We start from the raw sequence: 19,916 nt of genomic DNA, 5'->3' as shown, positions 1-19,916 counted from the left end.
ATGAAAGAGGGACAATCATTACCAATTGCTGCGCCTACCCGTACCCGGGAAATTATGGCTACGCACGGGTTAACTTTTAAAAAGAGTCTGGGACAAAATTTTTTAACGGATATTAATGTCCTGACCAAGATTGTTGATGCAGCAGCTGTATCAACTGATGATGATGTGATTGAAATCGGGCCGGGAATTGGGGCGCTCACTGAGCAGTTGGCACAACGAGCGCATCACGTTGTAGCTGTTGAGATTGATCAGCGGTTAATTCCGGTGCTTGCTGATACGTTAGCTCCGTATAAGAATATTACGGTGGTAAATGCGGATATTTTAAAAACGGATGTTGCTGCTTTAGTAGCGGCGCATTTGGATGGGCAACACCCGGTGAAGGTGGTTGCTAATCTTCCGTATTACATCACAACGCCGATTATTATGCGGTTGTTAGCCGCCCCGATTTCGTTTGCGGCAATTACAGTAATGATGCAACGGGAAGTTGCAGCTCGGTTGGAAGCAAAACCGGGAACAAAGGACTACGGTTCGTTATCGGTGGCAGTTCAACTTGCAATGCACGCCCGTGTTGCGTTTATTGTCCCCCGGACGGTCTTTGTCCCCCAACCGAACGTTGATTCGGCAATTGTAGTATTAACTCCTGCGGTTACCCCAGAAGTTACTGACCCAGCCGCCTTTACCCGTTTGGTAAAGGGAGCGTTTATGCACCGCCGGAAGAGTTTATGGAATAACTTAGTAGCTTTGTACGGGAAAAAGAATAAGGAACAACTGCTAGAAGCACTCCGGGAAGCACAAATTGATGCGGGAGTTCGGGCGGAACAACTTACCGTTGCGGCGTTTGTGCGGTTGAGTAACGCACTGACTACGGCCCTATAATATTTCTTTAAAAAAAATTAATTTGAAAATTCATTTTAATCGGCATACAATACCTTCATAAGAGGTGAGCATGATGCCAAAGAATTTAGTTGCCATCAAGAAGGAACTTGATGCCCGCATTGGCAAGCCACTGACCGTCACCTCCCAGATTGGGCGGAAGAAGGTATTGCGCCGGCGAGGAATCTTACGGAAGACGTTTCCGGCTGTTTTTATCGTTGAGTTAGATCAGGATGAAAGTGCTGTTGAGAATGCGTCGTTTAGCTATACGGATGTGTTGACGCAGAGCATTGAACTGTCGTTTGAGGACGGCCACGACTAGAGAAAGTGAATTGAAAAAGAAGCTGTGACTTACCGTCGCAGCTTCTATTTTTATATGGAATGCATTTTCTTTCTTCATTAGTTCTGACTGGCCTTAACGAATTGATCATAGTAGTCAGCAAGAAGGGCGCGTACTTGTCGGGCAATCATCGTGTAGTCTTTATCAGGAAGATTAGCCTGGGAAACCCGTAAAATGCCTGGCTTTGAGCCGAAACCAACCCCATCCATTAAAACAACCCCGTTTTTCTGGGATAGTTGAACGAGGAAATCCACCTGCTCAAAGTTATCCTTGAGCCACCTAGCAAAAGCGGCTCCGTAGTACTGGGCGGCTAAATCGTAGATATCAATCAAGGAGTAGTATTCAGCGTTTGCGGGATCGTTAAATGCGGGAGCATTAAGCCCCTTATGAAGAGCGTTGTACCGTGTTCGAACAATCCGCTTAGCTTCTTGGATGTAGTGGTCGTTGTCCAGGCCATCAGTCTGTTCGTTTAGCAGGTGAGCCATTGAAAACAGGCATTCCATGATTTGTTGGGGCGTTGATAACCCAGAAGTGTGGTATAACCCAACAGCCCGGCTGTCAGCAACCATTCGGTCAATGAATTTCATCTTGTTAGGGTCAAGGACGACGTGACGATACCGGGCGTAAAGCTCCTTTTTGTCAGCGACCGGGAGTTGACTGATGAGGTCATCAAAGACGTTGTGTTTGTGGACGCCAATAACACCAAGCCGCCATCCGGTCGCGCCGAAGAGCTTGGAATACGAGTAAACCAGTAGTGTATTGTATGGAGCAACGGCATAGACGCTTTCAAAGTCGGCCACAAACGTCCCGTAAACGTCGTCGGTGATGATCATCAGGTGCGGGTTTTTCTCAACGGCGTGTTTAATGGCCTGCAGTGTTTGGGGGCTAAGGGCCACCGAACCTGGGTTGGACGGATTAACGAGGAAGAGAGCCTTAACTGCCGGGTCTTCCAGTTGGGCCGCTGCGTCCGGTTCAAGTTCCCAGTTATTTTCTTCCGTTGATTTAAGGTCGATTTCAGTCATCTGGTAATCGCTGAGTTCAGGAATCTCAATGTATGGGGTGAATATCGGCGTGTTAATGATAATTTTATCACCGGGATGAATCAGCTTATTTTCCTTTAGTGAGTTAAAAATGTAAACAATTGCTGCAGTTCCCCCTTCAGTTGGGAATAGCTGGGTATCAGCAGCCAACTCCTTGTTAGTGGTGTTGTGATACAGGGTAGAACTAAGGTATTCATTAATTACTCGCTCGGTATACTTTAATATTCGACTTGGAACCGGGTAGTTGTTTCCAATTACGCCGTCAGTTAGCTCCTTAACGAAGGCATTTTTGGCAATTTCCCATTTTTGATGGGCGTAGTCTACAGCTGCTAGAATTAGGTGATCAGCGGAGGATTTTTCAGGGTTGAGAAACGTTTCAAGTCGTTCATGAATTCCGGCGTTTTCGGTGTATCCTGCGAGGTCTGGTTGGTTAATTGTTCGTTGTGACTCTTGCACTCCAAATTGAATTAACCGGGCAAAGGCTTGCCGGCTAATTGTTTGAATCCAATTAGGGTTTCCGCGGCCAGCGTTAAGGAAGATGTTTTGTTTATCGTTATTTTTAGCTAGACTTAAAAGCTTGAAGGAAATTTCAAATGCGCCGAGTTGCTCTAGTTCACGTTCGTCGTGTGGTGTCATTACTATTACCCCCATAATTTAGTAGTGCCATAATTGGTTATATCTTTGTTATAGGAGCAGGGGGAGTTTGATGCAAATGGAGTGTATTCTTTGGGGATAATGAATTCTAAAAGGGGAATAAAGGATAAAAGAAAAACCCCGCACCAACATGGTTGATACGAGGAAAAAGGAATAGGCAACAGCCACTTATCGTAGCTGTTATTTCATCTACTTAATAGGGGGAGTAAATGAAAGAGTTGTTTTATTAGGTTACTTAGGATATTCTAAGCATAATTCTATAAGAAATGTTAAAGAAAAAGTTAAGGATAACTTAATTATAACGAATCTCCTTGAATAAGAAATCGTTTTCAGTTAGCCGAAGGAAACTAACATATCGGGAAAGATTCTTCGGCTTAGTAATCTTTCGGAAGGGGTTTTTCCGCCAATGTAATTACACCGACCGCGTTGAGCCCGGTATGGGTCATGATAATTGGACTTGTTAACCGGGCAATATAGCTGGCATCACTGTCTTCCGGAAGAATAATATTCTTAATTCGCTCCAAAAACGCCGGATCAGTTCCCACGTTTGAAAGGGATAACTGCTGAATCGGGTTGTTTTCATGATCCTTGGCAAGCTGTTTGCAGTGCTTGATAAACGTTTTTTGACTCCGCCCCTTAGTAAGCACCTTAATTTCATCATCATGAACCCGAATAATAACTTTAATGTTAGCAATTTTGGCGAGAGCCCCGGCTAGCTTACTAACCCGGCCTCCCCGGACCAGACAATCTAGTTGATCAACGAGAACTTCAGTTGTTGTTCGGCTTTTAATGTCAGCGCAGTGGGCAACGATTTCATCAACGGACTTACCGTCCCGGATATCCTGTGCTGCTGCAAGTACTTGGAATGATTCAGCCCGGTCGGTGCTCTTGCTATTGATAACCGTTACCTTAGTGGTGGTTATCTTAGCGGCTGCTTGTGCGGTTTCGACGGTTCCGCTCAAGATGTCCGAGAGGAGGATAGCAATGACTTCGCTCCCATCTTTTCCAAGTTCGTCGAACATTTCGACAAATTTTCCTATTGGTGGTTGGCTGGTCTTCGGAAACTTACCATCCCGGAGTGCTTGAACGAGTTCTTCCCGGGTAATATCCACGCCGTCAACGTAGTTTTTTCCGTCAATTTCAACGGATAGCGGGACAATGTGGATATCGTTTGCGGTAATTTCCTCCGGGGTTAACTGAACCGAAGAGTCGGTAACAAGCTTGATTTGTGCCATAAAAGTCTCTCCTTAACGTCTTCCGTGTTAATTGTCCCTATTATACCGTATTTAGTTGGTAAACGGAACTAACGTGGCGCTAATTTAACCCGAAACGGTCGTGAAGCTTAAACCGGGCGACTGCTTGGAGGACAATCCACCCGACAATAAAGTTAAATGCGAGGGTAATGATTTCCTTCGGCACCCGAGGAATTAGTAATGCCATAATCGGCGTTTTGTACATCAAGTGAAGATTAAGGGTTGTAATGATTAGGTTTGAGATGATTACCTGAGTAAGCTCATATAAGAGAACCCGGAGGGCGGTAACCTTCTGCCGGTACAAGAATAGTCCGGCGATAAATCCTGAAATGCCGGCACCAATGGTGAATCCAATGAAGAAGTTTGCATTGGTAGCAAGAATGGTATGACCGATAATGTCGCTTATCACTAATGCAACGGCACCCCACCACGGACCGAGGTAGTACCCAACCAGGATAGTTCCGATAAACCCAAGTCCAATTTCCATTAGATTGCTGGGACCAAACGAGATCTTGGATAGTACTAATTCCAGAGCAATCAACAGCGCTGCGAGGGTTAATACCCGGGTATTAAACCGTGGTCCTCGCCAAGAAAAGTAATGCATGAAAGCCATCTCCTTAATAATATTAAGGGTTTCATTGCACTATATAAGAATTGATAGTGAATGCGGCCCAGGAGCGCGACCGACTGGCCTTCTGTTGCCGTTCACATTCCGTTCCGGCAACCCTTAACGTTCCAACGCCTACCCTATACGAACAATGATATATTAAACAACGTTATAATTCAACAACGTGCGAACTATTTAGTCAATTCAAAGGGTGAATTACAAAAGAAGCAGAATAAAAAGAAAAACCCCAGCGTTACGCTGAGGAAAAGGGAGTTGTGAAATGAATTTTTAGGGGGAGTTCATTTCACTATTACTACTTAGGAATTATGGGGGCGAAGATGGGGAATCATCTTCGCAGGAAAGTAGTAATGATTATTTAAACCACGACTGTAGTGTAAGAAACAGAAATGAAGAAAAGGCAACCATTTTCTTGGAAAAACACAATAATTGGTTTAAGAAAAGGTTAACGATGCCAGATAAACCGCTGGTGGAAAGCGGAATGGCGGGTTGTTATTTTAAGGGGGTTAGCATACACTATAGGTATGTGTGAAACGCTTAAAATGGTGTTTCACAGCAAAGAATGGAGGGAGGATGTTGCATGGCACCTGCTTTTTTTAAGGAACAGTTGATTCGGGTGGGCTTTACCCCAACAGAGGACCAACTTGTCCAGTTCCGCCGGTATTACGAATTGTTAGTTGCGGCGAATCAACACGTTAACCTAACAGCGATTACTGCTAAGGATGAAGTGTATGAGAAACATTTCTTTGATTCGTTGATTCCCGCACTGGCTGTTCCGCAGTTTCAGCAGGCGGCGGTGAGTTTGTGTGATGTGGGTGCAGGTGCAGGGTTTCCTTCCCTTCCGCTAAAGATCATGTTTCCCCAGTTGCGGATTACAATTGTTGATTCGTTAAATAAGCGAATTCGTTTTTTGACCGATTTATGCCAAGAACTGGAACTAACAAATGTAACGTTGGTTCATGCGCGGGCCGAAGAATTTGGGGGAAAGAAAAGCATTCATCGGGAAAAGTTTGATTACGTGACTGCCCGAGCAGTTGCCCGCCTAAGCGTTTTAAGTGAGCTGTGTTTGCCACTTGTGCGGGTGGGCGGTCAGTTGGTTGCCCTTAAAGCTCAGAAGGCAGCTGCTGAATTGGAAGCGGCCCAGCGGGCAATTACGTTATTAGGCGGGCGGGTAGCCACAACTAAGCGGTTTTTCCTTCCCCGGTCAGGTGATGAACGCAACGTAATTGTGATTGATAAGAAACACACGACTCCCCGGCAGTATCCGCGGAAGGCGGGGACCCCGGCTAAAAAGCCGTTGACGAATAAGTAGGAGGATGCAGATGGCATTTTCATTTTTTGGAAAGAAACACGACGAAGAGGATGCAACGGTGAGGGAATTACCCGTTGCGGCAATTACGCCTAACCGGTATCAGCCGCGCCATTTATTTGGTGACCGGGATATTTATGAACTAGCGGCCACCATTAAGGAACACGGCCTGCTTCAGCCGATTATTGTGCGGGAGACAGATCCCGAAAAGTACGAAATCATTGCTGGTGAACGGCGGTTCCGGGCGGTTAAACAGCTTGAGTGGGACCATATTCCGGCCATTGTTAAACAAATGAATGATAATGAAGCAGCTTCAATGGCAGTCATTGAAAACCTTCAGCGGGAGGAATTGTCGCCGATTGAAGAAGCGCGGGCCTATCACCGGCTCTTGGAGCTTAACAAGTTGACGCAGAGTGATTTGGCAACCGCGTTGGGGAAGAGTCAGTCGTTTATCGCTAACAAACTCCGGCTTTTGCGGCTATCGCCCCTGGTTCAGCGGGCAGTTATGCAACGGCAACTCACCGAGCGGCACGGTCGGTGTCTGGTAGGGCTTCCCGAAAAGAATCAGGTTAAATTGATGAATCAAATTATGCACGAGCATCTTTCGGTTGAACAAACGGAGCAGCTGGTTCAGCAGACCCGGGAGGGACAGCAGCCACTCAAAAACGTGCGCCTAAAGAATCCGGCCCACGAAACACCAGAATATCACTACCAAAAAACCATGAAGGATATTCAGCGGGTTATCCAACGTGCAGGAAAGGATGGAATGGCCATTCATAGTTGGGAAGAAGACGTAGTGGGGTATCACCGGGTTATTATTGATATTCCTGTAGTAGATGACCAGGAAGGGGAAGATTAAGGATGGCGGTAACGATTGCGCTTGCTAACCAGAAAGGTGGCGTAGGGAAAACCACGACGGCCGTAAACCTGGGCGCTTGTTTGAACGAATTAGGGAAGCGGGTATTGATTGTAGACACCGATGCCCAGGGGAACGCCACAAGTGGAATCGGAATTAGTAAGGGTGATATTCAACACGATGTTTACGACGTTCTAGTTAACGGGATGGATTTGAAAACGGTAATTATGCCTACTAGTCGGGTTCACCTGGATGTGGTCCCGGCGACCCTTCAGTTGTCCGGAGCGGAGATTGAGTTAGCCTCTCAGATTGGCCGGGAACAGCGCCTTGCTGATGCTCTTAAGCCAGTGGCTGATTGCTACGATTATATTCTGGTTGATTGTCCCCCAGCGTTAGGGATTTTAACGATCAATGCGTTCACAGCGTGTGATTCCATTTTGATTCCGGTTCAAAGTGAATACTATGCCCTGGAAGGATTAAGCCAGTTAATGAAAACAATCCACCTGGTTAAGAAGCATTATAATCCTATCCTGCACGTTGAGGGGGTTCTACTAACAATGCTCGATGCCCGAACAAACCTCGGAAACGAAGTGGTGACGGAGGTACAAAAGTTCTTTAAGGAACGCGTATACACGACGATTATCCCCCGGAATGTCCGGCTATCGGAGGCTCCAAGTCACGGGCAGGCGGTCATTGATTATGACCGGACGTCCCGGGGAGCAGTGGAATATATGGCACTGGCTAAAGAGGTGGTGGCAGCCCATGAGTAAGGAGAACAGAGGACTTGGAAAGGGGATTGAGGCTCTTTTTCAAGATTTTGATGAGCAAGTAACGTCCGGGGCGTCCGGGGAACACGTTGTTGAGTTAAGGGTAGCTGATATTCGTCCCAACCCGTACCAGCCGCGAGTGACGTTTGATGATCAGCGGCTTCAAGAACTGGCTGATTCTATTGCTAAGCAAGGGGTCTTCCAACCGATAATTGTGCGGCAATCCCGGGTAAAGGGGTATGAACTTATTGCCGGGGAACGGCGGTTCCGGGCTTCCAAATTGGCCCATAAGGAGACCATTCCTGCCATTGTTCGGGACTTTGACGAAGAACGGATGATGGAGGTGGCGGTGTTAGAAAACCTACAACGGGAAGATCTCACCCCGCTTGAAGAAGCCCAGGCATACGCAACGCTGATTGATAAGTTACACTTAACTCAGACGGAGGTGTCGGCCCGATTGGGAAAATCGCGCCCGTACATTGCTAACTACCTCCGATTATTGGGATTACCGACGGCAGTTAAGAAAATGCTGCAAGCAAACCAGCTGTCTATGGGGCAGGCGCGAACGTTGCTTGGGCTGAAGGATGCCTCCCAGCAGGTCCGGCTTGCTAAGCGAACAGTTAAGGAGGGATTGACTGTACGCCAACTGGAACGGTTGGTCAACCAGATTAACGGGGTACATTCCGTTAAAAGGAAGGTGCCAGTGCACCGGGATCCGTACCTTCATCAGGGTGAGCAACAACTCGGCGAGCGCCTCGGAACGAAGGTGGCGATTAAGCAGACGGCCCGAACGGGAAAGGGGAAAATCGAGATTGAGTACCTTTCCCCGGATGACCTTAACCGAATTCTGGCGGTTTTAAACGTTAACATTGATTGATGGGGGAATATATGGTGTATCAACTTCATGATATTGTTAAAATGAAAAAGCCGCATCCATGTGGCACTAATCGCTGGGAAATTATCCGGATGGGAATGGACATTAAAATCCGGTGTCTGCAGTGTAACCGGCTAGTTATGCTTCCCCGGCGGGAATTTGAAAAAAAATTAAAACAGGTTTTAGAACACGCGAATCAAAATGAAAGTGGGAATGAATAATGGCACTGACAGCAGGAATTGTTGGGCTTCCCAATGTTGGAAAGTCCACGCTTTTTAACGCAATTACGAAGGCGGGCGCCGAGATGGCAAATTACCCGTTTGCAACAATCGACCCGAATGTTGGAATGGTGGAAGTTCCGGATCAACGGTTAGCCCGGATTGATGAGATTATCCCCGCCAAGAAAATTGTGCATACGACCTTTGAATTTACCGACATTGCTGGCATTGTGAAGGGGGCCAGCAAGGGGGAAGGCTTGGGAAACAAGTTTCTTGAAAATATTCGGCAATGTGATGCCATTGTTCACGTAGTACGGGCGTTTGATGATGATAACATCACGCACGTTTCCGGGAAGGTTGATCCAATTGATGATATTAATACGATCAATTTGGAATTGGTTTTGGCTGATTTAGAATCAATTAATAAGCGTTACACTCGGGTCGAAAAGGTTGCGCGGACTGGACGTGATAAGGAAGCAAAGGCTGAGTTTGCGGTTTTACAAAAGATTAAGCCAGTTCTTGAAGACGGCAAGCCCGTTCGTTCAATCGAATTTAATGATGATGAAAAGAAGATTGTTAAGGGGCTGTTCTTGTTAACTTCTAAACCGGTTCTTTATGTTGCTAACATTGCTGAGGATGACATGGCGAACCCGGATGGCAATAAGTACATGCCTGAAATCAAGAAGTTTTTGGCGGAAAATGATCCAGGTTCAGGAGTGATTGGGGTTGCCGCCGGGACGGAGGAAGAAATCGCTGAGATGGATGACGACGAGAAGAAGGAATTTCTCGAGATGGAAGGGGTTGACGAACCCGGATTAAACCGGTTAATCCGGGCTTCATACAAGCTGCTGGGTCTTGAAACCTTCTTTACGGCCGGCGGGAAGGAAACCCGGGCATGGACTTTCAGGCACGGAATGAAAGCGCCGCAAGTTGCGGGTATCATTCACTCTGATTTTGAACGCGGGTTCATCCGGGCGGAAACCGTTTCGTTTGCCGACTTGGATAAATACGGTAGTATGCAAGCTGTTAAGGAAGCTGGTAAAATGCGGCTGGAAGGAAAGGATTACGTTGTTCAAGACGGCGACATTATCGAATTCCGGTTTAATGTTTAGTTTTTAAGCAGAACGACGAATCAAGTTAAGGAGGATTAAGACGTGGCAGACGAAACGACACGGGAAAAGAATCAGGCGGCAGCAGCCCGCCAGAAGGCCGTCCGGGAAGAGCGGGTGCACACGGAGCGGAGTAACCATTTTGCAGGGTTGACGAAGCGGAACCGGGAATACCTGTTTAAGATTGAGAAAGAATTAACGGTACAGGGCTATCCAGCAGAAAAGCGCACGGCAGCCATTGAACAGATGAAGAATGAGCTGCAGCAACGGCAGCGGGAGGGGATGACTGCCGTTAAGCTGTACGGATCAGTTAAGCAGCACGCCCAGGAAATTATTGCGGGACCCAAGAAGGACCCGCAACCCCAGAAGTTTTGGGAAGCCGCGCTGGATAACGGATTGATTATGTTTATGATGTTCTGCGTGATGTACGCACTGATTGAGGCTTTTGGCGGGAAGAAGGCTGTCGGGACAAACGGCGGCATCCTGACCATTGTGATTATTTCGGTGATTTCTGGTTGTGGTTTGGGATACTTTTATCAGATGATGACGCCCGTGAACGGAAAGCGGCCTAAGATTAAGTGGGTTCGGACCGTCCTGCTATTGGTAGTCTTAATGGCTGTATGGATGGTTGCATACGGTTTTGTTGCCCAGATTGGCGGCCCGCTGAACACAACAATGCCGTGGTTTGTCTACGTAATCTTCGGTGTTCTTGGTTGGGGAGCACGGTACGTTTTGAAAAATTACTTTCATCTCAACTTCGGTCGGGCGTTCGGCCGAAATTAAGAAGGATTTCCCCGGAAATAATACTAACCATATAATGACAAGCGGAGGACTAGGGTTCACCATAAAGTGAAACGGGGGTCGCCGCTTGTTATTGTCTTATTATAAAATTGGCAGTGAGGTGTTTTTTTAGGAATGGGATATAATCGAGAAAAAGGTGAAGGAGATGAATCGAATGGTAGTTGACCGCTTAGTTAATTGGATCGCGGCGTTTCGCCGACGGTCCTTTATGCGGGTTATCCAGCAGACTCTTAGTGTGCTGTTTCCGTTTGTTTTACTGGGAAGCCTTGCCCAGGTAATTGCCCAGTCGTGTTTGACAAAACAGGGTTTTTTTAATTGCCTGTTGCGGATTGACCGGTGGTTACCTCATTTTCAAGCCGTGTACTATTCGTTTGATAATTTTGCGGGACTGACGGTTGGCATTGTTGCCCTGTTGGCAGCATATCAGTCTGCGCGGTATACAGCTAAGCTTTATCGGCGGGATTCAGCTACTGCGGGGTTAACCGCGCTGATTGCATTCTTATTACTGAGTTCTCGGTACATGAAGGCAGCTGTTGAAGGGCTTGATAGCCGTTTTTTGGGTTTTGGTGGTCTTTTATTGGGGCTGATTCTCGGTTACGTTGTGGGGCAGATTTTTCACCTGTGCGGGCGGCCACTTCGGCGGGGAAGCCGAATTGACTCGGTCACAATTATTAAACGAACGTTTGACTCGTTTTGGGCTATCTTAATAGTGCTTGGCGGGGCTTTTCTGCTAAATAAGCTCCTGATTCTTATCCTGTTCTATAACTGGTCAACCAGTATTTCGTCGGCAATAGCGGGGAGTGTTAACCGGCACCACGGATTAGGAATGACCCTGGTTTTCAGTGCGGTTACGGCGCTGTGTGCGTGGTTTGGTGCCGACGGACCGTATAGTAGCATGGCTCCTAGCAACAGCTATACGGTGAACCTAAACACGGCTCTTATTCATCATTCAAGTTGGAACGTTCCGTATAAGTACTGTGATTATTCGCTGTATCATGCCTTTGCAGCGGTGGGAGGAACGGGTGCGACCCTCGCGTTACTGATTGCCATTGCTTTGGTTGCTAGACAACGAGCAAACCACCGGGTCGCCCGGTGGACGGTGCTGCCAACCCTACTGAACAGTAATAGTGCGGTCATGATGGGAATCCCGCTGCTTTTCAATCCGGTTTTTCTCATGCCGATGGTGGGGGTACCGTTGTTGAACGTTTTACTAGCTGCAGGAGCGGTCTTCATTCATCTGATCCCGCCCGTAGTTTACCCCGTACCGACAGGGACACCCGGGCTTTTAGTGGCGTTCATTGGAAGTAACGGAAACTGGATGACCTTGGTAGTTACGGCGCTTATTCTGGTGGTTGACGTGGCGTGCTACATTCCGTTTGTGCGGTTAGCTGAACGGGTAACGGCACGGATGACGGTTCAGGAACGGAGGTGAAGTTACTATGCGGATTAAGGCCCGGCAGCGGCGGCGGTGGTCCGTTCTTAACTTGCTGGTATGGCTTGGGGTCGTGTGTGCCCTGGTTTTTCCGGCGTACCGGTGGACGAAAAGTAATATTACGGAATTAGCGGAGTGGCGGAATTCACAGTTGTCGCCGGTAATCATGATTCCGGGAAGTTCGGCAACCCCGAACCGGTTTGATACGATGGTTAAAAAGATTAACGCACACGCCCCCCAAAAGCACAGCCTGTTAAAAATTAAGGTGTGGAATAACGGGAAGATTACTTATTCGGGGAAGGTTCGCCCTAAGGATAACGAACCGTTTATTGTTGTGGGATTTCAGAATAATCATGATGGGTATGACAATATTAAGCAGCAGGCGGCCATGTTTAATCGCGTATTCGGGATTTTGTGTTCACGGTATCATTTCAACAATTTCAAAGCAATTGGTCATTCCAACGGTGGGTTAATTTACACCCTCTTCTTTGAAAAGTATTTTCACCAATATTCTGACCGGGAACACGTTGATCAGATTATGACGATTGGAACACCGTACAATTTTTCGGAGGACTCCATTACGCATAAGACCCAGATGTTAGCGGACTTTATTAAGGGCCGCAAGAACTTACCGCACGATACGGATATGTACTCGGTCGCAGGAACAGAAAACTACGATAGTGACGGGCTGGTCCCGGATGCTAGTGTAACGGCCGGAAAGTATATTTACCAGGGGGTGGTACGACACTACACGGAAATTACCGTTACTGGGAGTAATGCAGAACACTCTGATTTGCCGCAGAACCCGCAGATTATTAACCTGATTAAACGGGATATTCTTGATAATAATATTAATAAACGAGGTGGTTCCCGCATACCTAACCGGCAACTAATGTTTATGGTAGGCAACTAGGAGTAGCTATTTCGTGATACAATGAGAGCGAAGTACGAACGAACCGAACCTTCGAAGGAGAACAAATAATGCAAGAGAACGCAACGATGAAGTTGTTTGCCTTGAATTCAAATCAGCCACTTGCCCGTAAAATTGCGGCTGAGTTAGACGTTACGCTGTGCAACGCGTCGGTTAAGCACTTTAGCGACGGTGAAATTCAGATTAACATTAACGAAAGTGTGCGGGGGGATGACGTGTTTGTCATCCAGTCCATCGCGGATCCAGTTAATGAAAATTTCATGGAACTCATGATTATGATTGATGCGTTAAAGCGGGCGAGTGCGGGAACGATTAACGTGGTAATTCCGTACTATGGTTATGCGCGCGCGGATCGGAAAACCCGTTCGCGGGAACCCATCACGGCAAAATTGATCGCCAACTACCTGCAATTGGCGGGGGCTAACCGGGTGATTACGCTTGATTTACATGCTGGCCAGATTCAGGGTTTCTTTAATATTCCGGTTGACCACTTAACGGCTCTGTACGATAAGGTGGCATACTATCAGGACAAAGAGATTGATAAGAATCTGGTAGTGGTTGCTCCAAACCATGATGGGGTAAAAGGAGCCCGGAACCTGGCAGAGCGGTTAAAGGCGCCGATTGCGATTGTCGATAAGCGGGGGAAAGGACGGATTGATCCGGAAACAACGGCGATTATTGGCGATGTTGCTGGGCGGACGTGTTTGATTACCGATGATATGATTGATACGGGTGCTAAGATGGTTGACGCGGCCCGGACGCTTAAGGCTCATGGAGCTACGGCAATTTATGGGTGTGCCACGCACGCAATTTTGTCAGGGAATGCAGTGCAGGAACTCGCTGCTGCTCCGTTTGAAGAAATTTTGGTAACGGATACGATTTCCATTCCAGAAGAGAAACGGCTTTCAAACATGCACGTGTTATCAGTAGCCCCAACAATGGCGAAGGCGCTCCGGTTGATTTACAATAACAAGTCGGTTGACTCGTTGTTTAACAGGTAGGGATTAAAAATAACGGGGCTTTTATAATTATGGTAAAAGCCAACAATGCAGAAAACAGCACCGGTGAAATTCAAATTCACTAGTGCTGTTTTATATTTTGATACGAGTTTAATTTCAGTGTGATTGGTGGGGCTCCCCCTCGATGGGGGTTATGTTCAGGAGAAGTGATGATCCGACTACCGTCACGGAAGAAAGGGCCATCGCCAATCCTGCAATCGCCGGACTAAGCTGAAGTCCGATTCCACTGAAAATGCCAGCAGCAAGCGGAATTCCGATTATGTTATAGATTAATGATCCGGTCAGGTTAAGCTTAATTCGCCGATAGGTCTTGGTAGCAATAGCCAGGGCCCGGACGACACTGGTTAAGTCGTTGTGAACAAGAACGATGTCACCTGATTCTAAGGCAACGTCTGTTCCGGAGCCCATCGCGATTCCCACAGTTGCAGTTGCAAGGGCTGGTGCATCGTTTACTCCATCGCCGACAAATGCAACGGGGCCGTGTTGTTTAAGGGCTTGGACGTGCATTGCTTTGTCGGCCGGAAGAACGCCGGAAATCACTTGCTTAATTCCCACCTGGTGGGCAATTGCTTGGGCTACCTGAGCGTTATCCCCCGTTAGCATTACCGGCGTGATTCCTTGCCGTTTGAGGGCGGCAATTGCCGCTGGAGCATCAGACTTGGGGGTGTCTTGAATGGCAATTAGCCCGCACGGGGTTCCGTCTTCGCTTACAACGGCGACGGTTTTAGCAGCGTGCCGAAGAGTTTGTTGTTGCACGGCGAGGGCGGGAGAAAGTTGCTGGGAAGCGAGGGTTTTCTGCCCGACCGTTACGAAATGACCGTTGACTATTCCCGTAACGCCCTGACCAGCATGGTTTTTAAAGTTGCTCCCCGCTGGAACTTGAACCTTCGCCTTCGTAGCGGCTGTTACGATAGCGGCGGCGAGGGGGTGTTCGGATGATTGTTCAAGGGCGGCCGCAAGGGCTAAGACGTGGTCGCGGTTTCCGACGACATCGGTGACGACGGGCTTTCCCGTGGTAATTGTTCCCGTTTTATCAAACACAACGATTTTAATTCCGGCGGTTGCTTGCAAAGCTTCCCCGTTTTTAATCAGAACCCCCAGTCTAGCTGCCCGGGTCGTTCCGACCATTAATGCTGTAGGGGTGGCTAGTCCCAGTGCACACGGGCAGGCAATTACAATGACAGCCACTGCAAAAAGCATGGCCCGAACAGCACTAACATTGCCTAACACATACCAAGCCGTAAAAGTGGTAATGGCAGCAATTAGAACGGCAGGAACGAAAATTCCTGCAACCCGGTCAGTCAGTTTTTGAATAGGGGCGTGGCTGGTTTGGGCCCGCTTTACCATGGTGACAATCTGGGCCAGCATGGTTTGGTTTCCCACCTTAGTGGCCTTAAAGGTAATGACGCTGTCGGTGTTAATGGTACTTCCGACAACGGTATCGCCGGGATGCTTGGTTACGGGCATGCTTTCGCCGGTAATGGTTGCTTCGTTGATGCTTGCGGTTCCCGTTAGGATGACACCGTCAACGGGAATTTTTTCGCCTGGTTCCACTCGGAGGTGATCGCCCACCTTCACTTGACTGAGTGGAACGGTAACAAATTGTCCCTGACGGAGAACCGTGGCCTCCTTGGCCTGGAGGGCGAATAACTTTTCGAGGGCCCCGGAAGCATTATTGTGCATGCGCTCTTCCATTGCATCCCCCAGGAGGACAAAAACCGTGACGAACGCCGCGCTTTCAAAGTATACGGCCCGCCCGGTTAGCAGGGCAAAAACCGAATAAAAGTACGCGACGGCTGTTCCTACGGCAACAAGCGTATTCATGTTTGCTTCATGGTGCCAGAACGCTGCCCAGGCGCTTTTCCAGTACGGGAAAGCGGCCACTACCATGATGATCGTTGTCGTTAAAAAGGCGATTATCCGGTAACCCGGCATGGTCCAGTGCCACGGCATGGCTAGCATTTGAAGCAACATGGGAATTGCGAGGATAAAGGCAATCCCAAACCGGGTGAGGTTTGAGAGTTTCATCGGGATCACTTCCTTAATCGAAGAACTACTTAACAACTAATTGACCATGGAACATGTTCATGCCACAGTGGTATTGGTATGTTCCGGGGGTGAGCCCGGTAAACGTTACTACTACGTCTTGGTTGAGGGGTAATTCAACGTCAAAGGCGGGATGTTCACCTTGGACGCGCGCAAGGCACATTGAATCGTTTGTTCGGTTAAAAACGAGCTTGGTGGGAATATTCGCCGCTAATTCAATTTTTGCGGGTTCGTATCCCTTTTCGCCGACCATAATGTGAGCGGTTTGTTGGCCGTTTTTAATGGTCGCTTTAGGTATTTTGTGGAATAAGGCTGATAATTTCATTGAAATAACCTCCTTTAAATTACTTAACGATAATCTTTCCGTGAAACATATTCATCCCGCAGGCGTAGTTAAATTCTTTTGCCTGGTCCGTAGGGACGGTGATGGTCGTAACAGGTTGTTTGGTGAGGTCCTTATCAATTCCCAATTGTTCAACCACCACGTGGGAAAGGCACGCCGTGGAGTCGTGCATCTCAAAGTTAACCTTTGCGGGAACGCCTTTCTTGAGCACCACGGTTGCGGGTGAATAGCCGCCGTTAACCACCACCGTAACTTCCTGCCCGCTTTTCGTTCGGGTAGCCCGCCCTGCTCGTTGGACGTGGTTACCGAAAAACCACCAACAAATCAAGCCGATTAGCATGAAAGCCCCACCGATGACAATCAGCTTTACCATTCGAATCACCTTCATTTACGTTATTCTATTTGTATTTTACGGCTTTTGTTTACAAATGTAAACGAAAGCGCTAGTTGACTTTTACCGGACTTCACGGTGTAATAGTAGTAGAAACAAAACAGGGATACAGTAACGGGAGCGAATTTTCATGACAGAGAGCCGGGAGTGCTGGAAATCGGTCGGAGCGGTGCCGTGAATTACGTCCCTGATATTTTTAGGAACACTAGAATAAGGCCCGGTGACGGGTGAAGATGGGTGGTACCACGATTTAATCGTCCCTGCCGCAGTGATGCGGTAGGGGCTTTTTGTGGAATGAAAGGAGCGGTTTCATGGATATTATTGAAGAACTCGAATGGCGGGGCGCTATTAACCAGCAGACCGATGCGGCAGGGCTAAAGGAGCTCCTTAAGAAAAAGAAAATTGGGGTGTACTGTGGGACGGACCCCACTGGCGATAGTCTCCACGTTGGTCACTTAATTCCGTTTATTGTCCTTAAGCGATTTGAATTAGCCGGCTACCACCCGTACATTTTAATCGGTGGGGGCACTGGTGCAATCGGGGACCCCAGCGGAAAGAATGCCGAACGGAAGTTACAGACCCCAGGGCAGGTGAAGCACAATGTTGATGCGCTTACGGCGCAGACGACTAAGCTCTTTGGGGGTGACGGGCACATTACGTTTGTCAACAACTACGACTGGTTGGCCCAGATGGACCTTTTGGGATTCTTGCGGGACTACGGGAAGCAGTTTAGCGTAAATACGATGATTCATAAAGAAGTCGTTGCCAACCGGCTGGAAGTGGGAATTTCATTTACTGAGTTTACCTACCAGATTCTTCAGGCCGTGGACTTTTTGACGTTGTATCGTGAACACGGTGTTCAGTTGCAGGTCGGAGGGGCAGACCAGTGGGGCAATATCACTGCCGGCATTGACCTGATTCACCGGGAAGCGGGTCAGGATGCAGAGGCGTACGGGCTAACAATTCCGTTGATGGTTAAAGCCGACGGGACGAAATTTGGAAAGACGGCCGGTGGGGCGGTTTGGTTGGATTCAGAGAAGACATCTCCATACGAGTTCTACCAATTCTGGTTAAACCAGGACGACCGGGACGTAGTGAAGTATTTGAAGTACTTTACTTTCCTTAGCAAGGAAGAAATTGATGCACTGGCTAAGCAGGTGGAAGAGGAGCCATGGAAGCGAGCAGCCCAGAAAGCCCTAGCGGCAGCGGTAACCACGTTTGTTCACGGGGAGGAAGCGACTAAGGAAGCCCAGAGAATTTCCCAAATCCTCTTCAGTGGCAATGTTCAGGAACTAACGACGGCGCAGGTTGAGCAGGCTTTCGGAAAAATGCCATCGGTGACCGTCACGGCAGAGCCGATGAACATTGTTGACTGGTTGGTTGAGTATGGCATTGAACAGTCTAAGCGCCGAGCCCGCGAAGATGTTACCAATGGGGCGATTACCGTGAATGGTGAACGGATCCAGGACGTTGAATACGTACTCGACCCGAAAAGTGCGTTTGACGGAAAGTACGTTATTCTTCGGAAGGGGAAGCGGAAGTACACGTTGGCAAAGGTGAAATAAGGATAATCTACGAGAGGTTGGGACATAGGTTCTAGCCTCTTTGTTACTTCCGTATAGTTTAGGACCTAAAGAAGCGGACTGTGTGGAAGTTCGCGCATGCTTTGTGATTTATTTGGTTTGCTGCTTCCGCTCACCGGCTTCTCCGTTTTAGCACGCCATCTTTTTCCATTTTCCACTAAAATAATTGCGTTAAATATGGTAAGATAAAGTTAATTGTTAATTAATGAACAATCAAAGGATAGGTGATCTGAATGGGGGAAAAGAAACACCTCCTTGCCGTTGTTGGCAATAATTCGTCAAAATCATATAACCGTAAGCTTGTTTATGCAATGAAGGAACTTTTCGGCAATGACGTTGACTTTGTGATCCAGGAGATTAAGGATCTGCCACTTTTTAGCGAGGATTTACTTGATGATGTTCCAGCGGCCGTTACGACCATCGCACAGCGCATTGAGCAAGCCGACGGGGTGGTATTGGCAACCTGTGAATATGACCATGCGGTACCGGCTGCCCTTAAGAGTTTTATTGAGTGGATGTCCAGTGCGTACCACCCGTTTACCAATAAGCCGGTAATGATTGTTGGGGCTTCATTGGGAATTCAGGGGACGGTCCGGGCTCAGATGAATCTACGGCAGATTCTTGATAGTCCGGGGGTGAACGCTATCGTTGTTCCTGGAAATGAATTTATGCTTCCGCGGGCAGCGGCAGCCTTTACGGAGGATGGTCAACTAAAAGATGAGCACAGCGTAGCTTTTTTAAAGCAGTGTTTCGACAATTTTATGGCGTACATTGATATCAATAATTCTTCCCGGTTAGTACAGAATTAAGTCTAGTAAATTTAAACCATAAGGGGCGGTGAAATCGCATGTAAAGCGATTTCACCGTCCCTTTTTGTGTGGTATGATGAACGCGATTCATGAAAAAGAATTGAGGGAGAACATGGTAATTTTTACGAAAAGACAACAACGGGAACTGCGTGCCCTGTTAGAAAGTCATGCGGGATTACCGCTTGATGATTTGGCTTCTAAGGTGGAAATTAGCTGGCGGACCCTTTACCGGGACATTGCGGCAAATGCGCCTTGCACTTGATTTAGACGTCAGCACGGGGACGGTTACGGCTGGCTTGGTGGTGTTGGATCGAATGTTTGCTCCAAATAGCAAAAAAACATAATTTTCGTTTATTTTAACCTGCTTTTTGAAATGAAGGCGTGACATAATAAGACCACACGTGAAGGGAGTGGTTAAAATGATGGTATCAACGTTGATGCAAGTTGGTGATATGGGGGTTCTGACTGTTCCGGATGAGCTCCTTGAGCAGGGGAAAATGGAGCCGTACTATTGTGTTCGGCACGAAGAAGATGGGGTTCTCGTGTTCTATCCGTTAGGATCGTTTTTACGGGAACAGCAGCAGGGAGACTTGTAAAAGTAGAAGGGTAAATTAAAACAAATAAAACGGGCGTGGTGGAAGGA

The 19,916-nt window shown here is 47.8% G+C and carries 22 protein-coding genes and 1 riboswitch; of the genes, 16 read left to right on the top strand and 6 right to left on the bottom strand.

The features are described 5' to 3' along the window. Together rsmA and ACI3E1_RS04595 are read left to right on the top strand one after the other, a co-directional pair. Positions 1-876 carry a 16S rRNA (adenine(1518)-N(6)/adenine(1519)-N(6))-dimethyltransferase RsmA gene (rsmA, locus tag ACI3E1_RS04600; RefSeq protein ID WP_405024484.1) on the top strand — a complete coding sequence of 292 codons (876 nt, stop codon included), beginning with the start codon at positions 1-3 and terminating at the stop codon, positions 874-876. A gap of 73 nt (positions 877-949) precedes the next feature. Next, a complete protein-coding gene (locus ACI3E1_RS04595) occupies positions 950-1,195 on the top strand; it encodes a Veg family protein (RefSeq protein ID WP_405024483.1) in 246 nt (81 codons plus the stop codon). A 77-nt stretch (positions 1,196-1,272) separates the two neighbouring features. Here the strand turns inward: ACI3E1_RS04595 and ACI3E1_RS04590 are convergent, their stop codons facing one another. The 3 genes from ACI3E1_RS04590 to ACI3E1_RS04580 form a co-directional block, all read right to left on the bottom strand. Continuing rightward, the gene (locus tag ACI3E1_RS04590) at positions 1,273-2,889 is read right to left on the bottom strand and encodes a bifunctional aspartate transaminase/aspartate 4-decarboxylase (RefSeq protein ID WP_405024482.1); all 1,617 of its coding nucleotides are present in this window, start codon (positions 2,887-2,889) and stop codon (positions 1,273-1,275) included. Between the two features lie 392 nt (positions 2,890-3,281). Next, complete coding sequence (locus tag ACI3E1_RS04585) at positions 3,282-4,142, bottom strand: DegV family protein (protein ID WP_405024481.1); 861 nt, start codon at positions 4,140-4,142, stop codon at positions 3,282-3,284. 79 nt (positions 4,143-4,221) lie between these two features. Beyond that, positions 4,222-4,764, bottom strand: coding sequence for a folate family ECF transporter S component (locus ACI3E1_RS04580; RefSeq protein ID WP_405024480.1), 543 nt, complete (start codon positions 4,762-4,764; stop codon positions 4,222-4,224). A 52-nt stretch (positions 4,765-4,816) separates the two neighbouring features. After that, positions 4,817-4,912: riboswitch (THF riboswitch) on the bottom strand. Between the two features lie 453 nt (positions 4,913-5,365). Between ACI3E1_RS04580 and rsmG the strand changes: the two genes are divergently transcribed. From rsmG to ACI3E1_RS04530, 10 genes are all read left to right on the top strand, one after another. Then, positions 5,366-6,097, top strand: a complete 732-nt coding sequence (gene rsmG, locus ACI3E1_RS04575) for a 16S rRNA (guanine(527)-N(7))-methyltransferase RsmG (RefSeq protein ID WP_405024479.1) — start codon at positions 5,366-5,368, stop codon at positions 6,095-6,097. 10 nt (positions 6,098-6,107) lie between these two features. Further along, positions 6,108-6,953, top strand: a complete 846-nt coding sequence (locus tag ACI3E1_RS04570) for a ParB/RepB/Spo0J family partition protein (protein ID WP_405024478.1) — start codon at positions 6,108-6,110, stop codon at positions 6,951-6,953. A 2-nt stretch (positions 6,954-6,955) separates the two neighbouring features. Beyond that, positions 6,956-7,720: a ParA family protein gene (locus tag ACI3E1_RS04565; RefSeq protein ID WP_405024477.1), complete on the top strand. Its 765-nt coding sequence runs from the start codon at positions 6,956-6,958 to the stop codon at positions 7,718-7,720. Then, complete coding sequence (locus ACI3E1_RS04560; protein ID WP_405024476.1) at positions 7,713-8,594, top strand: ParB/RepB/Spo0J family partition protein; 882 nt, start codon at positions 7,713-7,715, stop codon at positions 8,592-8,594. Before ACI3E1_RS04565 ends, ACI3E1_RS04560 begins: the two co-directional genes overlap by 8 nt. 14 nt (positions 8,595-8,608) lie before the next feature. Further along, complete coding sequence (locus ACI3E1_RS04555; protein WP_405024608.1) at positions 8,609-8,812, top strand: DUF951 domain-containing protein; 204 nt, start codon at positions 8,609-8,611, stop codon at positions 8,810-8,812. Further along, the gene (gene ychF, locus ACI3E1_RS04550; protein ID WP_405024475.1) at positions 8,812-9,921 is read left to right on the top strand and encodes a redox-regulated ATPase YchF; all 1,110 of its coding nucleotides are present in this window, start codon (positions 8,812-8,814) and stop codon (positions 9,919-9,921) included. The genes ACI3E1_RS04555 and ychF overlap by 1 nt, the downstream gene beginning before the upstream one ends. Before the next feature lie 42 nt (positions 9,922-9,963). Beyond that, positions 9,964-10,701 carry a DUF1129 domain-containing protein gene (locus ACI3E1_RS04545; protein ID WP_405024474.1) on the top strand — a complete coding sequence of 246 codons (738 nt, stop codon included), beginning with the start codon at positions 9,964-9,966 and terminating at the stop codon, positions 10,699-10,701. 172 nt (positions 10,702-10,873) lie between these two features. Next, a complete protein-coding gene (locus ACI3E1_RS04540; protein ID WP_405024473.1) occupies positions 10,874-12,151 on the top strand; it encodes a PTS transporter subunit EIIC in 1,278 nt (425 codons plus the stop codon). Positions 12,152-12,158: 7 nt separating this feature from the next. Beyond that, positions 12,159-13,064, top strand: coding sequence for an alpha/beta hydrolase (locus ACI3E1_RS04535; protein ID WP_405024472.1), 906 nt, complete (start codon positions 12,159-12,161; stop codon positions 13,062-13,064). A gap of 68 nt (positions 13,065-13,132) precedes the next feature. Then, positions 13,133-14,083 (top strand): ribose-phosphate diphosphokinase, encoded by a 951-nt coding sequence (locus ACI3E1_RS04530; RefSeq protein WP_405024471.1) that lies wholly within the window; start codon positions 13,133-13,135, stop codon positions 14,081-14,083. A gap of 114 nt (positions 14,084-14,197) precedes the next feature. Here ACI3E1_RS04530 and ACI3E1_RS04525 read toward each other — a convergent pair whose 3' ends face one another. From ACI3E1_RS04525 to ACI3E1_RS04515, 3 genes are read right to left on the bottom strand one after another with little or no spacing between them, the layout of a single operon-like run. Next, entirely contained in the window at positions 14,198-16,129 is a 1,932-nt protein-coding gene (locus ACI3E1_RS04525) for a copper-translocating P-type ATPase (protein ID WP_405024470.1), read from the bottom strand. Between the two features lie 25 nt (positions 16,130-16,154). Further along, positions 16,155-16,472, bottom strand: a complete 318-nt coding sequence (locus ACI3E1_RS04520; RefSeq protein ID WP_405024469.1) for a cupredoxin domain-containing protein — start codon at positions 16,470-16,472, stop codon at positions 16,155-16,157. A gap of 19 nt (positions 16,473-16,491) precedes the next feature. Then, positions 16,492-16,878: a cupredoxin domain-containing protein gene (locus tag ACI3E1_RS04515; protein WP_405024468.1), complete on the bottom strand. Its 387-nt coding sequence runs from the start codon at positions 16,876-16,878 to the stop codon at positions 16,492-16,494. A 314-nt stretch (positions 16,879-17,192) separates the two neighbouring features. Here ACI3E1_RS04515 and tyrS point away from each other — a divergent pair, with 314 nt between their 5' ends. The 4 genes from tyrS (at position 17,193) to ACI3E1_RS04495 (ending at position 19,869) form a co-directional block, all read left to right on the top strand. After that, positions 17,193-18,446 carry a tyrosine--tRNA ligase gene (gene tyrS / locus ACI3E1_RS04510; protein WP_405024467.1) on the top strand — a complete coding sequence of 418 codons (1,254 nt, stop codon included), beginning with the start codon at positions 17,193-17,195 and terminating at the stop codon, positions 18,444-18,446. 251 nt (positions 18,447-18,697) lie between these two features. Further along, a complete protein-coding gene (locus tag ACI3E1_RS04505; protein WP_405024466.1) occupies positions 18,698-19,273 on the top strand; it encodes an NADPH-dependent FMN reductase in 576 nt (191 codons plus the stop codon). Positions 19,274-19,385: 112 nt separating this feature from the next. Further along, positions 19,386-19,535 (top strand): HTH domain-containing protein, encoded by a 150-nt coding sequence (locus ACI3E1_RS04500; protein WP_405024465.1) that lies wholly within the window; start codon positions 19,386-19,388, stop codon positions 19,533-19,535. 157 nt (positions 19,536-19,692) lie between these two features. Continuing rightward, positions 19,693-19,869, top strand: coding sequence for a hypothetical protein (locus ACI3E1_RS04495; protein WP_405024464.1), 177 nt, complete (start codon positions 19,693-19,695; stop codon positions 19,867-19,869). The last annotated feature ends 47 nt before the right edge of the window (positions 19,870-19,916 follow it).

This window comes from Ligilactobacillus sp. LYQ139, assembly GCF_045033025.1.
Classification (GTDB): Bacteria; Bacillota; Bacilli; order Lactobacillales; family Lactobacillaceae; genus Ligilactobacillus.
This window is presented reverse-complemented; position numbering and strand designations above follow the sequence as displayed.

What these genes read in the sequence shown, in the direction of transcription:
- rsmA (WP_405024484.1), top strand. Translation starts at nt 1, where the DNA reads ATGAAAGAGGGACAATCATTACCAATTGCTGCGCCTACCCGTACCCGG.
- ACI3E1_RS04595 (WP_405024483.1), top strand. Translation starts at nt 950, where the DNA reads ATGCCAAAGAATTTAGTTGCCATCAAGAAGGAACTTGATGCCCGCATT.
- ACI3E1_RS04590 (WP_405024482.1), bottom strand. Translation starts at nt 2,889, where the DNA reads ATGACACCACACGACGAACGTGAACTAGAGCAACTCGGCGCATTTGAA.
- ACI3E1_RS04585 (WP_405024481.1), bottom strand. Translation starts at nt 4,142, where the DNA reads ATGGCACAAATCAAGCTTGTTACCGACTCTTCGGTTCAGTTAACCCCG.
- ACI3E1_RS04580 (WP_405024480.1), bottom strand. Translation starts at nt 4,764, where the DNA reads ATGCATTACTTTTCTTGGCGAGGACCACGGTTTAATACCCGGGTATTA.
- rsmG (WP_405024479.1), top strand. Translation starts at nt 5,366, where the DNA reads ATGGCACCTGCTTTTTTTAAGGAACAGTTGATTCGGGTGGGCTTTACC.
- ACI3E1_RS04570 (WP_405024478.1), top strand. Translation starts at nt 6,108, where the DNA reads ATGGCATTTTCATTTTTTGGAAAGAAACACGACGAAGAGGATGCAACG.
- ACI3E1_RS04565 (WP_405024477.1), top strand. Translation starts at nt 6,956, where the DNA reads ATGGCGGTAACGATTGCGCTTGCTAACCAGAAAGGTGGCGTAGGGAAA.
- ACI3E1_RS04560 (WP_405024476.1), top strand. Translation starts at nt 7,713, where the DNA reads ATGAGTAAGGAGAACAGAGGACTTGGAAAGGGGATTGAGGCTCTTTTT.
- ychF (WP_405024475.1), top strand. Translation starts at nt 8,812, where the DNA reads ATGGCACTGACAGCAGGAATTGTTGGGCTTCCCAATGTTGGAAAGTCC.
- ACI3E1_RS04540 (WP_405024473.1), top strand. Translation starts at nt 10,874, where the DNA reads ATGGTAGTTGACCGCTTAGTTAATTGGATCGCGGCGTTTCGCCGACGG.
- ACI3E1_RS04535 (WP_405024472.1), top strand. Translation starts at nt 12,159, where the DNA reads ATGCGGATTAAGGCCCGGCAGCGGCGGCGGTGGTCCGTTCTTAACTTG.
- ACI3E1_RS04530 (WP_405024471.1), top strand. Translation starts at nt 13,133, where the DNA reads ATGCAAGAGAACGCAACGATGAAGTTGTTTGCCTTGAATTCAAATCAG.
- ACI3E1_RS04525 (WP_405024470.1), bottom strand. Translation starts at nt 16,129, where the DNA reads ATGAAACTCTCAAACCTCACCCGGTTTGGGATTGCCTTTATCCTCGCA.
- ACI3E1_RS04520 (WP_405024469.1), bottom strand. Translation starts at nt 16,472, where the DNA reads ATGAAATTATCAGCCTTATTCCACAAAATACCTAAAGCGACCATTAAA.
- ACI3E1_RS04515 (WP_405024468.1), bottom strand. Translation starts at nt 16,878, where the DNA reads ATGAAGGTGATTCGAATGGTAAAGCTGATTGTCATCGGTGGGGCTTTC.
- tyrS (WP_405024467.1), top strand. Translation starts at nt 17,193, where the DNA reads ATGGATATTATTGAAGAACTCGAATGGCGGGGCGCTATTAACCAGCAG.
- ACI3E1_RS04505 (WP_405024466.1), top strand. Translation starts at nt 18,698, where the DNA reads ATGGGGGAAAAGAAACACCTCCTTGCCGTTGTTGGCAATAATTCGTCA.
- ACI3E1_RS04500 (WP_405024465.1), top strand. Translation starts at nt 19,386, where the DNA reads ATGGTAATTTTTACGAAAAGACAACAACGGGAACTGCGTGCCCTGTTA.
- ACI3E1_RS04495 (WP_405024464.1), top strand. Translation starts at nt 19,693, where the DNA reads ATGATGGTATCAACGTTGATGCAAGTTGGTGATATGGGGGTTCTGACT.